Below are 12,836 nucleotides of genomic sequence, written 5' to 3'. Positions count from 1 at the left end.
ATGACAGCACTCGACCTCAGCAGCCCCGTGGCAGTCGTCGGTACCGGCACCATGGGCCAGGGCATCGCCCAGGTCGCACTGGTCGCCGGTCACCCCGTGCGGTTGTACGACGCCGCCCCCGGTCGCGCCCGGGAGGCCGCCGACGCGATCGGCGCCCGGCTCGACCGGCTCGTGCTCAAGGACCGCCTCACCGCGGCCGACCGGGACGCGGCCCGCGCCCGGCTCCGGCCCGCCGAGGACCTCGCCGAGCTGGCCGACTGCGCGCTGGTCGCGGAGGCCGTCGTGGAGCGACTGGACGTCAAGCGGGAGCTGTTCCGCGCGCTGGAGGACGTCGTCGCCGCCGACTGCCTGCTGGCCACCAACACCTCCTCCCTGTCCGTCACGGCCGTCGCCGGCGGCCTCGCCCGGCCCGGCCGCCTCGTCGGCCTGCACTTCTTCAACCCGGCGCCGCTGCTGCCGCTGGTGGAGGTGGTCTCCGGGTTCGCCACCGACGCGTCCTCGGCCACCCGCGCGTACGAGACGGCCCGCGCCTGGGGCAAGACGCCGGTCGCCTGCGCCGACACCCCCGGCTTCATCGTCAACCGCATCGCCCGGCCCTTCTACGCCGAGGCCCTCGCCGTGTACGAGGCCCAGGCCGCCGACCCGGCCACCATCGACGCCGTGCTGCGCGAGTCGGGCGGCTTCCGGATGGGCGCCTTCGAACTGACCGACCTCATCGGCCAGGACGTCAACGAGGCCGTCACCCACTCCGTCTGGCAGTCCTTCTTCCAGGACGCGCGCTTCACCCCCTCGCTCGCCCAGCGCCGCCTGGTGGAGTCCGGCCGCCTCGGCCGCAAGAGCGGCCAGGGCTGGTACGACTACCGGGACGGCGCCGAACGCCCCGAGCCGCACACCGCCGAACCGGCCGCCCCGCCCGCCCACGTCGTCGCCGAGGGCGACCTCGGACCGGCCGGCGAGCTGCTCGCGCTGATCCGCGAGGCGGGCATCGAGGTCCGCGAGGAACCCGAGGACCACGGCACCCGGCTCGTGCTGCCCGGCGGCGGACAGCTCGTCCTCGCCGACGGCCGGACCTCGGCCGAGTTCCGCGACGTCGTCCACTTCGACCTCGCCCTGGACTACCGCGAGGCGACCCGGATCGCCCTGGCCGCCTCCCAGGACGCCGCGCCCCGCACGCTCGCCGAGGCCGTCGGCCTCTTCCAGGCGCTCGGCAAGAAGGTCAGCGTCATCGGTGACGTCCCCGGCTTGATCGTCGCCCGCACGGTGGCCCGGATCATCGACCTGGCGCACGACGCGGTCGCCAAGGGCGTGGCCACCGAGGAGGACGTCGACACCGCGATGCGCCTGGGCGTCAACTACCCCCTCGGGCCCTTCGCCTGGAGCCGCGCGCTCGGCCGGGACTGGGCCTACGGACTCCTGGACGAGCTGCACCTGCGGGACCCTTGTGGCCGCTACGCGCCGTCCCTGGCGCTCTACCGCCACGCCCACGCCTCCGACAAGCGGGAGGACAGTCCCTCATGACCACCGCCAAGCGTGACACGTACACCCCCGAGACGCTGCTGACCGTCGCCGTGCGGATCTTCAACGAGCGCGGTTACGACGGCACCTCCATGGAGCACCTGTCCAAGGCCGCCGGCATCTCCAAGTCCTCGATCTACCACCACGTCTCCGGCAAGGAGGAACTGCTGCGCCGGGCCGTGAGCCGGGCCCTGGACGGGCTGTTCGGCATCCTCGACGAGGAGCAGGCGCGCGTGGGGACCGCCGCCGGGCAACTGGAGCACGTCGTACGGCGCATGGTCGAGGTGCTCATGGCCGAGCTGCCCTACGTCACGCTGCTGCTGCGGGTGCGCGGCAACACCGGCACCGAGCGGTGGGCGCTGGAGCGGCGGCGCGAGTTCGACCGCCGGGTGGCCGAGCTGCTGCGGGCGGCGGCGGCCGAAGGGGACGTGCGGGCCGATGTGGAGGTGCGGCTCGCGACCCGGCTGGTCTTCGGCATGATCAACTCGATCGTCGAGTGGTACCGGCCCGACGGCCGGGGCTCGGCCGAGCGCGAGGTGGTGGACGCGGTGGTGAAGCTGGTGTTCGCAGGGCTGCGGACCGGCGGGTGACGGCCCGCGCGGCGGGCGGTGCCGTCAGCCGCGGGGTTCCAGGTCCTGTTCCTCGAAGACCAGCAGGGTACGGGTGCTGAGCACCTCCGGGATCGCCTGGATACGGGTGAGGACCAGCTCGCGCAGGGCCCGGTTGTCCGGCGTGTGCACCAGCAGCAGGACGTCGAAGTCGCCGCCCACCAGGGCGATGTGGGAAGCGCCGGGCAGCTCTTGGAGCTGCTCGCGCACCGCGCGCCAGGTGTTCTGCACGATCTTCAGCGTGATGTACGCCGAGGTGCCCTGCCCGGCGCGCTCGTGGTCGACGCGGGCGCTGAAACCCCGGATGACACCGTCCTCGACGAGCCGCTTGATGCGCGCGTAGGCGTTGGCGCGGGAGACGTGGACGCGCTCGGCGACCGACCGTATCGAGGCGCGGCCGTCCGCCTGGAGCATGCGCAGGATGTCCTGGTCGATGGCGTCCAGGGGACGCGGCGGCGGCAGGGCGGCGGGGTCGCGGGGCGGGTCGGCGGGGGCGGCGGGAGCGGCGGCGGCGGTGCTGGGAGCGCTGCCCGCAGGGCCGTCGGGACCCGTGCCGGGACTGCCGCCCGCACGGCTGTCGGGGGCGCCGGGACCACCGCCCGCACGGCTGTCGGGACCGGGCCGATCCGGCCGTTCGGCCATTTGTTCAGAGGCCATCCGCCCCGGCCCTCCCGTCGTGGACGTCCTGCGCCCATCCCAGGCTGTGGAGAACCGTTTGTCCACAGCCTGGGGGGCACCGTAGCCAAAATGTGCCGACGACCGAACAATCGGTAGGCGAGGCCCGTCACACCCGTGAGGGGTCGCGAAGCCACTCCCACGAGGAGGTGCGTCATGACGGTCATGGAGCAGCGGGGCGCTTACCGGCCGGCCCCGCCGCCCGCCTGGCGGCCCCGCACGGACCCCGCGCCGCTGCTGCCCGACCCCGAGCCCTACCGCGTCCTCGGCACCGAGGCCGCCGCCGACGCCGACCCCGGCCTGCTGCGCACCCTCTACGCCCGCCTGGTGACCGGCCGGCGGTACAACGCGCAGGCCACGGCCCTCACCAAGCAGGGACGCCTGGCCGTCTACCCCTCCAGCACCGGCCAGGAAGCCTGTGAGATCGCCGCCGCGCTCGCCCTGGCGGACCGCGACTGGCTCTTCCCCAGCTACCGGGACACCCTCGCCGTCGTCGCCCGCGGCGTCGACCCCGTGCAGGCGCTCACCCTGCTGCGCGGCGACTGGCACACCGGCTACGACCCGTACGAGCACCGGGTCGCGCCGCTGTCCACGCCGCTGGCCACCCAGTTGCCGCACGCCGTCGGCCTCGCGCACGCCGCCCGGCTCAAGGGCGACGACGTGGTGGCGCTGGCGATGGTCGGCGACGGCGGCACCAGCGAGGGCGACTTCCACGAGGCGCTGAACTTCGCGGCCGTCCAGCGGGCCCCGGTCGTCTTCCTCGTGCAGAACAACGGCTTCGCGATCTCCGTCCCGCTCGCCAAGCAGACCGCGGCCCCGTCGCTGGCCCACAAGGCCGTCGGCTACGGCATGCCCGGCCGCCTGGTCGACGGCAACGACGCGGTCGCCGTCCACCGGGTCCTCTCCGACGCCGTGCGGCACGCGCGTGCGGGCGGCGGCCCCACCCTGGTGGAGGCGATCACGTACCGGATGGACGCGCACACCAACGCCGACGACGCCACCCGCTACCGGGGCGACGCCGAGGTGGAGACCTGGCGCCGGCACGACCCGATCGACCTGCTGGAGCGCGAGCTGACCGCCCGGGGGCTGCTCGACGAGGACGGCGTCCGCGCCGCCCGCGAGGACGCCGAGGCCATGGCCGCCGACCTGCGGGCCCGGATGAACCAGGACCCGGAGCTGGACCCCATGGACCTGTTCGCCCATGTGTACGCCGAACCCACCGCGCAACTGCTGGAACAGCGCGAGCAGTTGCGGGCCGAGCTGGCGGCCGAGGCGGAGGGGGCGCAGCGATGACGACCGTCGCCACCCGCCCGGCCACCATGGCGGGAGCCCTCACGCGTGCGTTGCGCGACGCCATGGCCGCCGACCCGGCCGTGCACGTGCTGGGCGAGGACGTGGGCACGCTCGGCGGGGTCTTCCGGGTCACCGACGGCCTGGCGAAGGAGTTCGGCGAGGACCGCTGCACGGACACCCCGCTGGCCGAGGCCGGCATCCTCGGCACGGCCGTCGGCATGGCGATGTACGGGCTGCGGCCGGTCGTGGAGATGCAGTTCGACGCCTTCGCCTACCCGGCGTTCGAGCAGTTGGTCTCGCACGTGGCCAAGACCCGCAACCGCACGCGCGGGGCGATGTCCCTGCCGCTGACGATCCGCGTCCCCTACGGCGGCGGCATCGGCGGCGTCGAACACCACAGCGACTCCTCCGAGGCGTACTACCTGGCCACCCCCGGCCTGCACGTCGTCACCCCGGCGACGGTCGCCGACGCCTACGGGCTGCTGCGGGCCGCCATCGCCTCCGACGACCCGGTGGTCTTCCTGGAGCCCAAGCGGCTGTACTGGTCGAAGGACGCCTGGAACCCCGAGGACCCGGCGCCCGTCGAACCCTTGGGCCGCGCGGTGGTGCGGCGCTCGGGGCGGAGCGCCACACTCATCACGTACGGGCCGTCCGTACCCGTCTGCCTGGAGGCGGCCGAGGCGGCCCGGACCGAGGGCTGGGACCTGGAGGTGGTCGATCTGCGCTCGCTGGTGCCGTTCGACGACGGGACGGTCTGCGCCTCGGTGCGGCGGACGGGACGCGCGGTCGTCGTCCACGAGTCGGGTTCCTTCGGGGGCCCCGGCGGCGAGATCGCGGCCCGGGTCACCGAGCGCTGCTTCCATCATCTGGAGGCGCCGGTGCTGCGGGTGGCCGGGTTCGACGTGCCGTACCCGCCGCCGATGCTGGAGCGCTACCACCTGCCCGGTGTGGACCGCATCCTTGACGCGGTGGGGCGTCTGCAATGGGAGGCCGGAAGCTGATGGCACAGGTGCTGGAGTTCAAGCTCCCCGACCTCGGGGAGGGGCTCACCGAGGCGGAGATCGTGCGCTGGATGGTCGAGGTCGGCGACGTGGTCGCGGTCGACCAGCCGGTCGTCGAGGTGGAGACGGCCAAGGCGATGGTCGAGGTGCCCTGCCCCTACGGCGGCGTGGTCACCGCCCGCTTCGGCGAGGAGGGCGCGGAACTCCCGGTCGGCGCGCCGCTGCTGACGGTGGCGGTGGGCGAACCGGCGTCGGGTGGCGAGGGCTCGGCCGGTGCCGGGGGGGCGGTGCGTGCCGAGGGGCCGGCGGGCGTCGGGAACTCGGCGGGTGCCGGGGCCCTGGCGGGCGTCGGGAACTCGGCGGGCGCCGCGGGCTCGGCGGGCGCCGACGGCTCGGTCGCGGGCGAGGGCGCGGCACGCGAGGAGGCGCGGGCCGGTGGGGCGCGGGCCGGTGAGGCGCGGGCCGAGGGCTCGGGGAACGTGCTCGTCGGGTACGGCACCTCGCGGGCGCCGGCCCGGCGGCGCAGGGTACGGCCGGGGGAGCCGGCACCGGCCGGGACGTCCGCGGCGGGCTCGGTGCCGCCGGTCTCTTCGCCGTCCACGGCGGGCTCGGTGCCGCCGCCCTCCCGGCCGCCTATGGCACAGGTGGACGGCGGCTCTCGCGGTGCCGACGGGCACGGGCACGGGTCCGTCGCCGAGCGGGCCGACGGGCCCGTGCCCGTCATCTCGCCGCTGGTGCGCAGGCTGGCCCGGGAGAACGGGCTCGACCTGAGCGAACTGACCGGTTCCGGGCCGGACGGGCTGATCCTGCGCGCGGACGTGGAGTACGCGCTGCGTGCCGCCGCCGCGCGGAACCGGACGCTCGCGACCGGCGTCCCCGCGCCGGGGACCGCCCCCGCACCGGAGGCCGCCGGGTCCGCCGGGGTCGCCCGATCTGCTGGGATCACCGGGGCCGACGGGATCTCCGGGGCCGACGGGATCTCCGGGTCCGCCGGGATCACCGGACCCGCCGGTGTGCACAGCGTCTCCGGAGCGCACGGCAGCCCCGACGCCCACGGCGCCCCCGGAGCGCACGGCACCCCCGACGCCCACAGTGCCCCCGGAGCGGACGGCACCTCCGGTGCCGTCCGGGTTCCCCTCAAGGGCGTGCGCGGGGCCATCGCCGACAAGCTGTCCCGCAGCCGGCGGGAGATACCGGACGCGACCACCTGGGTGGACGCCGACGCGACGGAGCTGCTGCGGGCGCGGGCCGCGATGAACGCGGTGGGCGGGCCGAAGATCCCCCTGCTCGCCCTGCTGGCCCGGATCTGCACCGCCGCCCTCGCCCGCTTCCCCGAGCTGAACTCCACGGTCGACCTGGAGGCCAGGGAGATCGTGAAGCTGGACCGCGTCCACCTCGGGTTCGCCGCGCAGACCGACCGGGGCCTGGTGGTGCCGGTCGTCCGGGACGCGCACACCCGGGACGCCGAGTCCCTCGGCGCGGAGTTCGCCCGGCTCACCGAGGCGGCCCGCACCGGGGCGCTGACCCCCGCGGAGGTCACCGGCTCCACCTTCACGCTCAACAACTACGGCGTGTTCGGCGTCGACGGCTCCACCCCGATCATCAACCACCCCGAGGCGGCCATGCTCGGTGTCGGCCGGATCGCCGCCAAGCCCTGGGTGCACGAGGGGGAGCTGGCGGTGCGGCAGGTCGTCCAGTTGTCGCTCACCTTCGACCACCGGGTCTGCGACGGCGGCACCGCGGGCGGCTTCCTGCGGTACGTGGCGGACTGCGTGGAGCAACCGGCCGTCCTGCTGCGCACGTTGTGACCGTACGCCGTGGCGAGCCCGCCGTAATCGCGTGGGCTCCCCCGCGTTCGTAATCGCGTGGGCTCCCCCGCGTTCCCTGTGATCGCCCGGACACGCATACTCGGGGGGTGACCGCCTACCCGCCCCCCGGCACCCCCGGCGCCGGCCCCGACCCGGGGCCGCCCGTCGCGTACGACGCCGTCGTGCTGGCCGGCGGGGCCGCCCGGCGGCTCGGCGGCGCCGACAAGCCCGGCGTCCGCGTGGGCGGGCGGGCCCTGCTCGACCGGGTGCTCACCGCCTGCGCCGACGCCTCGGTCACCGTCGTCGTCGCCGGTCCCCGGCCGACCGTGCGGCCCGTCGTCTGGGCCCGCGAGGAACCGCCGGGCGCCGGACCGCTCGCCGCGCTCGCCGCCGGGCTGCGGCACACGACGGCGCGGTACGTCGTCGTCCTCTCGGCCGACCTGCCGTTCCTGCGCGGACGGACCGTCGGCCGCCTGCTGTCGTCCCTCGCCGCGAGCCCCGCCGACGCGGTGCTGCTCACCGACGCCGACGGCCGCGACCAGCCGCTGGTGGCCGCCTACCGGACGGCCGCCGTGCGCCGCGGGCTCGCCGCGCTGGCCGACGACGGGACCGGGCTCGCCGGGCTGCCGCTGCGGAGACTGACCGCCGGTCTCACGCTCGCCCGCGTCCCCGACGCCGTCGCGTCCTTCGACTGCGACACCTGGGACGACATCGCTACCGCCAGGTCACGGATCAGGGAGCATGGGCACGTGCTGAACGAATGGATCTCCGCCGCCAAGGACGAACTCGGCATCGAACTCGACGTCGACACCAAGGTCCTGCTCGACCTCGCACGCGACGCCGCGCACGGTGTGGCCCGGCCCGCGGCCCCGCTGACCACCTTCCTCGTCGGTTACGCCGCCGGGCGGGCCCAGGGAGGTCCCGAGGCCGTCGCCGAGGCCGCCCGCAAGGCCGCGGCGCTCGCCCTGCGCTGGGCGGCGGAGGCCGAGGGCGCCGAGGGTGCCGGTCCGGGCGGTTCCGCCGGGGGCCGGGCGGACGTGGCCCCCGACGCCACGCCCGACACCCGCCCGGACGCCGGATGACCGCCCGCGCCGGGACCGGCACCGACGCCCACGACCTCGACGTCGAGGAGGCACTCGCCCTCGTGAAGGAGGAGCCCGTTCCTCCCCCGGCCCCGGCCCCCGGTGACGACGGCCCGGCGTCCCCCGGGCAGGCCGGCGGTAGGCCGGAGCGGCACCGCGCCACCCCCTGGCGCGAGGCCCGCGCGATCGCCGCCCGCACCGCCCGGAGCGGCCCCCGCCGTACCCCCGTCTCCATGGGTCTTGAGGCCGCGCTCGGGCTCGCCCTGGCCGCCCCGCTCACCGCCCTCACCGACCTGCCCTCCTTCGACACCTCGGCGATGGACGGCTGGGCGGTCGCCGGACCCGGCCCGTGGGCCGTGCGCGACGAGGGCGTCCTGGCCGGACCCGCCACGCACGCGCCCCTCACCGACGGCGAGGCCGCCCGTATCGCGACCGGCGCCAGGGTCCCCGCCGACACCACGGCCGTCCTCCGCACGGAACACGGCCGCACGGAACACGGCCGCACGGACGCGAACCGCCTGCACGCCCTCCGGGACGTCGTCCCCGGCCAGGACATCCGCCCCCGAGGCCAGGAGTGCCGCACCGGCGACCGGCTTCTGCCGGCCGGGACGACGGTGACCCCGGCCGTGCTGGGGCTCGCGGCGGCGGCCGGGTACGACGCCCTCACCGTCGCCCCCCGCCCGCGCGCCGAGATCCTCGTCCTGGGCGACGAGTTGCTGACCGAGGGGCTGCCCCACGGCGGTCTGATCCGGGACGCGCTCGGCCCGATGCTGCCCTTCTGGCTCCGGGCGCTCGGCGCCGAGGTGACCGCCGTACGCCGCCTCGGTGACGACGCCGAGGCCCTGCACCGGGCGGTCACCGACTCCGACGCCGACGTCCTGCTCACCACCGGCGGCACCGCCGCGGGCCCCCGCGACCACGTCCACCCCACCCTGCGCCGGATCGGCGCCGAACTGCTCGTGGACGGCGTCCAGGTGCGCCCCGGCCACCCGATGCTGCTGGCCCGCCTCCAGGACGGCCGGCACCTCGTCGGACTGCCCGGCAACCCCCTCGCCGCCGTCTCCGGCCTGCTCACCCTCGCCGAGCCCCTGCTGCGCGGCCTCGCCGCCCGGCCGGTCCCGGGGCCGCACGGGAGGCCGCTGCGGGAGGCGGTGCAGGGGCACCCGCACGACACCCGGCTGGTGCCCGTGGTGCTGCGCGGCGGCGGGCCCGTACCGCTGCGCTACAACGGACCGGCCATGCTGCGTGGTATCGCGGCGGCCGATGCGCTGGCCGTGGTCCCCCCCGGCGGGGCACGGGCGGGTCAGGAGGCCGAACTGCTCGGCCTGCCCTGGGCCAGCGGCGGAATCGAAGGGTGTTTCATGTGAAACTTCCGCGCCAGGACGCGATCGCCCGCCAGGCGGACGAGCATCTCGTGACCCACAAGGTGAAACTCCCCAGGAAGATGGTGGAGCACCCGATCCGCCAGGTCGGCAAGCGGCTCTCCATGGCCCTGTTCGTCCTCCTGGCGACCGCGCTGATCGTCTATGTGGACCACGACGGCTACAACGACAACTCCGACGGTTCCGTCGATCTCCTCGACGCCTTCTACTACGCGACCGTCACCCTCTCCACCACCGGATACGGCGACATCACGCCCGTCGGTGACGCCGCCCGGCTGACCAACATCTTCGTCATCACGCCGCTGCGCGTGCTGTTCCTGATCATCCTGGTCGGCACCACCCTGGAGGCGCTCACCGAGCGCACCCGGGAGGAATGGCGACTGACCCGCTGGAGGTCCACCTTGCGCGATCACACCGTCGTCGTCGGCTTCGGCACGAAGGGAAGGTCGGCGCTGAAGACCGTCTGCGCGACCGGTCTGCGCAAGGAGCAGGTCGTCGTGGTCGACCCGAGCGGCAAGGTGATCGACGCCGCGACGGCCGACGGTTTCGCGGGCGTGGTCGGCGACGCGACGCGCAGCGAGGTGCTCAAGCGGGCGGAGGTGCACAAGGCCCGGCAGATCATCATCGCCACCCAGCGCGATGACACGGCCGTGCTGGTCACGCTGACGGCCCGGCAGCTCAACCGCGGCGCCAAGATCGTGGCGGCGGTCCGCGAGGAGGAGAACGCGCCGCTGCTCAAGCAGTCCGGCGCCGACGCCGTGATCACCAGTGCCAGCGCCGCGGGCCGGCTGCTCGGGCTCTCCGTGCTCAGCCCGGCCGCCGGCATGGTGATGGAGGACCTCATCAGCCAGGGCAGCGGCCTCGACATCATCGAACGCCCGGTCATAAAGGCCGAGGTGGGCAAGACCCCGCGCGAGGTCGACGACCTGGTGGTGAGCGTCCTGCGCGGGCACCGGGTGCTCGGGTACGACGATCCGGCGGTCGGCAGGCTGGAGCTGACGGACCGGCTGATCACCATCGTGCGGGCGACACCGGGCAGCCAGGTCGCGCCCGACGCCCGCCCGCTGCCGATGGACTGAGACCTCGGTGACCAGGCGGCCTCCCCGGCCGGCGGCGGCGTCCGCGGGCTCCGGGGCGGCGGGGGGAGTAGCGTCCCCCTCATGCATGCGATCACGATTCCCGAACCCGGAGGCCCCGAGGCACTGGTCTGGGCCGAGGTCCCCGATCCGGTGCCCGGCGAGGGCGAGGTCCTGGTCGAGGTGACGGCCAGCGCCGTCAACCGGGCTGACATCATGCAGCGCCAGGGCTACTACGACCCGCCGCCCGGCGCCCCCGCCTACCCCGGCCTGGAGTGTGCGGGCCGGATCACCGCGCTCGGCCCCGGCGTGACCGGCTGGAACGTCGGCGACGAGGTGTGCGCGCTGCTCGGCGGCGGCGGTTACGCGGAGAAGGTCGCCGTCCCGGCCGGCCAGCTCCTGCCGCTGCCCCAGGGCATCGGCGTCAAGGAGGCGGCGGCGCTGCCCGAGGTGGTCTGCACGGTCTGGTCGAACGTGTTCATGGTCGCCCACCTCCGTCCCGGCGAGACCCTGCTGGTGCACGGCGGTTCCAGCGGCATCGGCACCATGGCGATCCAGTTGGCCAAGGCGCTGGGCGCCAGGGTCGCCGTGACCGCGGGCACCAAGGAGAAGCTGGAGCGCTGCGCCGAGCTGGGCGCCGACATCCTGATCAACTACCGGGAGCAGGACTTCGTCGCCGAGATCGCGGAGGCCACGGACGGCGCCGGCGCCGATGTCATCCTCGACAACATGGGCGCCAAGTACCTCGACCGCAACGTCCAGGCGCTGGCCGTCAACGGCCGGCTGGCGATCATCGGCATGCAGGGCGGCACCAAGGGCGAGCTGAACATCGGCGCCCTGCTCGCCAAGCGGGGCGCGGTCAGCGCGACCTCGCTGCGGGCCCGCCCGGCGCGGGAGAAGGCGGCCATCGTGGCGGCCGTGCGCGAGCATGTCTGGCCGCTGTTCGGGGACGGTCACCTCCGGCCGGTCGTCGACCGGGAGATGCCGATGAGCGAGGCCGCCGCCGCCCACCGGGTGGTGGAGGAGAGCGGGCACATCGGCAAGGTGCTCCTGGTCACCGCGTAGCACCGGGTCCGGGCCCGCCGCGGTCACGGCCGGCCGCGGCGGAGCCGGAGCCCGGCGAAGGCGAGGGCGAGCCCGAGGCCCATGAGCACCAGCCCGGTGCCGAGCGGCAGCACCCGCAGCACCGGCTCGGGCCCGGCCCGGGGCACGGTCCGCGGACCGCGCTCCGGCGCCGGCGAGGACGGCACCGCGGCGGTCCGCCCGGCCCCCGCCGAGGTCCGCACGTCCCTGGGCGGTACGTCGTGCAGCGGTACGTCCCCGCCGCCGCGCTCCTCCACCGGGCGGGCGGCCTCCTCAGCCGGCGTCTCCCGCCGTCCGGGCCGCTGCCGCCCCTCCCCGGCCCGGCTCCCGGCCCGGGACGGCTCATCGGCGGAGGCGGCGGCGGACGGGGACCCGGAGGCGGCCCTCGACCCGGCCGCCGAGGCGGAGGAAGAGGGAGAGGGAGAGGAAGAAGGGGACGCGGGACCGGAGGCGGAAGGGACGCCGGGAGCGCTCGGCCGCCCCGAGGCCGGAGAAGAGGGTGCGGCCGCCTCCCCCGGTGGCGGCGCGGACGCGCCGTACGCGTGCGGCGACAGCAGCACGACCGCCGCCAGGACACCCGCCGGCCCCGTCGCGCCCAGGGTGCGTAGCCATCGAGTCACGGAACAAGCCTCCCGCTCCCGGACCGTTCCGGCATTCCGGGCGCCGCCGTACGCGGTGGACCGGGCTTGTGCGGGGGCGCCGCCCAGGTAGGGAGCACCCGTACGAGACAATGGACGGTATGGAGATGCCGAGGAACGACAGGTCGTCGGAGAACCCCCAGATCCTGGTCGTCGGCCAGGACGGTATGGCGCTGAGCGGCGGTGACGGGGACGAGGACTCCCGTGAGACCCCGGTGACGGAGCAGGTCGAGCAGCCCGCGAAGGTCATGCGGATCGGCAGCATGATCAAACAGCTCTTGGAGGAGGTGCGCGCCGCTCCCCTGGACGACGCGAGCCGGGCCCGGCTGAAGGAGATCCACGCCAGCTCGGTGAAGGAGCTGGAGGACGGTCTCGCGCCGGAGCTGGTCGAGGAGCTGGAGCGGCTCTCGCTGCCCTTCACGGAGGAGTCGACGCCGAGCGACGCGGAGCTGCGGATCGCGCAGGCCCAGTTGGTGGGCTGGCTGGAGGGCCTGTTCCACGGCATCCAGACCACGCTGTTCGCCCAGCAGATGGCCGCCCGCGCCCAGTTGGAGCAGATGCGCCGCGCCCTGCCGCCGGGCATGACCGGGGACGGCGACGACGGCCAGGGTCTCGGCGGCCGCTCGGGCGGCCCGTACCTCTAGGGGACCCGCCCGGCGGGCGTCCCACCGAACC

General features: G+C 75.2%; 12 protein-coding genes. 10 read left to right on the top strand and 2 right to left on the bottom strand.

Features of this window, described 5'->3' with window-relative positions:
• Positions 1 to 1,518, top strand: a complete 1,518-nt coding sequence (locus ACFY32_RS19865; RefSeq protein WP_359190285.1) for a 3-hydroxyacyl-CoA dehydrogenase — start codon at positions 1 to 3, stop codon at positions 1,516 to 1,518.
• The gene (locus tag ACFY32_RS19860; RefSeq protein ID WP_359190282.1) at positions 1,515 to 2,105 is read left to right on the top strand and encodes a TetR/AcrR family transcriptional regulator; all 591 of its coding nucleotides are present in this window, start codon (positions 1,515 to 1,517) and stop codon (positions 2,103 to 2,105) included. Before ACFY32_RS19865 ends, ACFY32_RS19860 begins: the two co-directional genes overlap by 4 nt.
• Before the next feature lie 24 nt (positions 2,106 to 2,129).
• On the opposite strand, the gene ACFY32_RS19855 is transcribed toward ACFY32_RS19860, so the two are convergent.
• On the bottom strand, positions 2,130 to 2,765 hold the full coding sequence (locus ACFY32_RS19855; RefSeq protein ID WP_390674900.1) for an Lrp/AsnC family transcriptional regulator: 636 nt from the start codon (positions 2,763 to 2,765) through the stop codon (positions 2,130 to 2,132).
• Positions 2,766 to 2,954: 189 nt separating this feature from the next.
• Here ACFY32_RS19855 and pdhA point away from each other — a divergent pair, with 189 nt between their 5' ends.
• From pdhA to ACFY32_RS19820, 7 genes are all read left to right on the top strand, one after another.
• Positions 2,955 to 4,091, top strand: coding sequence for a pyruvate dehydrogenase (acetyl-transferring) E1 component subunit alpha (pdhA, locus tag ACFY32_RS19850; protein WP_390674856.1), 1,137 nt, complete (start codon positions 2,955 to 2,957; stop codon positions 4,089 to 4,091).
• Entirely contained in the window at positions 4,088 to 5,092 is a 1,005-nt protein-coding gene (locus tag ACFY32_RS19845; RefSeq protein ID WP_359190276.1) for an alpha-ketoacid dehydrogenase subunit beta, read from the top strand. The genes pdhA and ACFY32_RS19845 overlap by 4 nt, the downstream gene beginning before the upstream one ends.
• The gene (locus ACFY32_RS19840; protein WP_390674855.1) at positions 5,092 to 6,900 is read left to right on the top strand and encodes a dihydrolipoamide acetyltransferase family protein; all 1,809 of its coding nucleotides are present in this window, start codon (positions 5,092 to 5,094) and stop codon (positions 6,898 to 6,900) included. The genes ACFY32_RS19845 and ACFY32_RS19840 overlap by 1 nt, the downstream gene beginning before the upstream one ends.
• Positions 6,901 to 7,007: 107 nt before the next feature.
• Positions 7,008 to 7,982, top strand: coding sequence for an NTP transferase domain-containing protein (locus ACFY32_RS19835; RefSeq protein WP_359190270.1), 975 nt, complete (start codon positions 7,008 to 7,010; stop codon positions 7,980 to 7,982).
• The gene (locus ACFY32_RS19830) at positions 7,979 to 9,349 is read left to right on the top strand and encodes a molybdopterin molybdotransferase MoeA (RefSeq protein WP_390674854.1); all 1,371 of its coding nucleotides are present in this window, start codon (positions 7,979 to 7,981) and stop codon (positions 9,347 to 9,349) included. Before ACFY32_RS19835 ends, ACFY32_RS19830 begins: the two co-directional genes overlap by 4 nt.
• Positions 9,346 to 10,443, top strand: a complete 1,098-nt coding sequence (locus ACFY32_RS19825) for a potassium channel family protein (RefSeq protein ID WP_359190264.1) — start codon at positions 9,346 to 9,348, stop codon at positions 10,441 to 10,443. Before ACFY32_RS19830 ends, ACFY32_RS19825 begins: the two co-directional genes overlap by 4 nt.
• Positions 10,444 to 10,524: 81 nt before the next feature.
• Positions 10,525 to 11,505 carry an NAD(P)H-quinone oxidoreductase gene (locus tag ACFY32_RS19820; RefSeq protein ID WP_390674853.1) on the top strand — a complete coding sequence of 327 codons (981 nt, stop codon included), beginning with the start codon at positions 10,525 to 10,527 and terminating at the stop codon, positions 11,503 to 11,505.
• Between the two features lie 23 nt (positions 11,506 to 11,528).
• On the opposite strand, the gene ACFY32_RS19815 is transcribed toward ACFY32_RS19820, so the two are convergent.
• On the bottom strand, positions 11,529 to 11,780 hold the full coding sequence (locus ACFY32_RS19815; protein ID WP_390674852.1) for a hypothetical protein: 252 nt from the start codon (positions 11,778 to 11,780) through the stop codon (positions 11,529 to 11,531).
• A gap of 482 nt (positions 11,781 to 12,262) precedes the next feature.
• Here ACFY32_RS19815 and ACFY32_RS19810 point away from each other — a divergent pair, with 482 nt between their 5' ends.
• The gene (locus tag ACFY32_RS19810) at positions 12,263 to 12,805 is read left to right on the top strand and encodes a bacterial proteasome activator family protein (protein ID WP_359190252.1); all 543 of its coding nucleotides are present in this window, start codon (positions 12,263 to 12,265) and stop codon (positions 12,803 to 12,805) included.
• Positions 12,806 to 12,836: the final 31 nt, after the last annotated feature.

Source organism: Streptomyces sp. NPDC000134 (genome assembly GCF_042899225.1).
In the GTDB taxonomy this organism is placed as follows: domain Bacteria; phylum Actinomycetota; class Actinomycetes; order Streptomycetales; family Streptomycetaceae; genus Streptomyces.
Note: the sequence above shows the minus strand (reverse complement) of the source record. Positions and strands in the feature narration are given on the sequence as shown.

What these genes read in the sequence shown, in the direction of transcription:
- ACFY32_RS19865 (WP_359190285.1), top strand. Translation starts at nt 1, where the DNA reads ATGACAGCACTCGACCTCAGCAGCCCCGTGGCAGTCGTCGGTACCGGC.
- ACFY32_RS19860 (WP_359190282.1), top strand. Translation starts at nt 1,515, where the DNA reads ATGACCACCGCCAAGCGTGACACGTACACCCCCGAGACGCTGCTGACC.
- ACFY32_RS19855 (WP_390674900.1), bottom strand. Translation starts at nt 2,765, where the DNA reads ATGGCCGAACGGCCGGATCGGCCCGGTCCCGACAGCCGTGCGGGCGGT.
- pdhA (WP_390674856.1), top strand. Translation starts at nt 2,955, where the DNA reads ATGACGGTCATGGAGCAGCGGGGCGCTTACCGGCCGGCCCCGCCGCCC.
- ACFY32_RS19845 (WP_359190276.1), top strand. Translation starts at nt 4,088, where the DNA reads ATGACGACCGTCGCCACCCGCCCGGCCACCATGGCGGGAGCCCTCACG.
- ACFY32_RS19840 (WP_390674855.1), top strand. Translation starts at nt 5,092, where the DNA reads ATGGCACAGGTGCTGGAGTTCAAGCTCCCCGACCTCGGGGAGGGGCTC.
- ACFY32_RS19830 (WP_390674854.1), top strand. Translation starts at nt 7,979, where the DNA reads ATGACCGCCCGCGCCGGGACCGGCACCGACGCCCACGACCTCGACGTC.
- ACFY32_RS19820 (WP_390674853.1), top strand. Translation starts at nt 10,525, where the DNA reads ATGCATGCGATCACGATTCCCGAACCCGGAGGCCCCGAGGCACTGGTC.
- ACFY32_RS19810 (WP_359190252.1), top strand. Translation starts at nt 12,263, where the DNA reads ATGGAGATGCCGAGGAACGACAGGTCGTCGGAGAACCCCCAGATCCTG.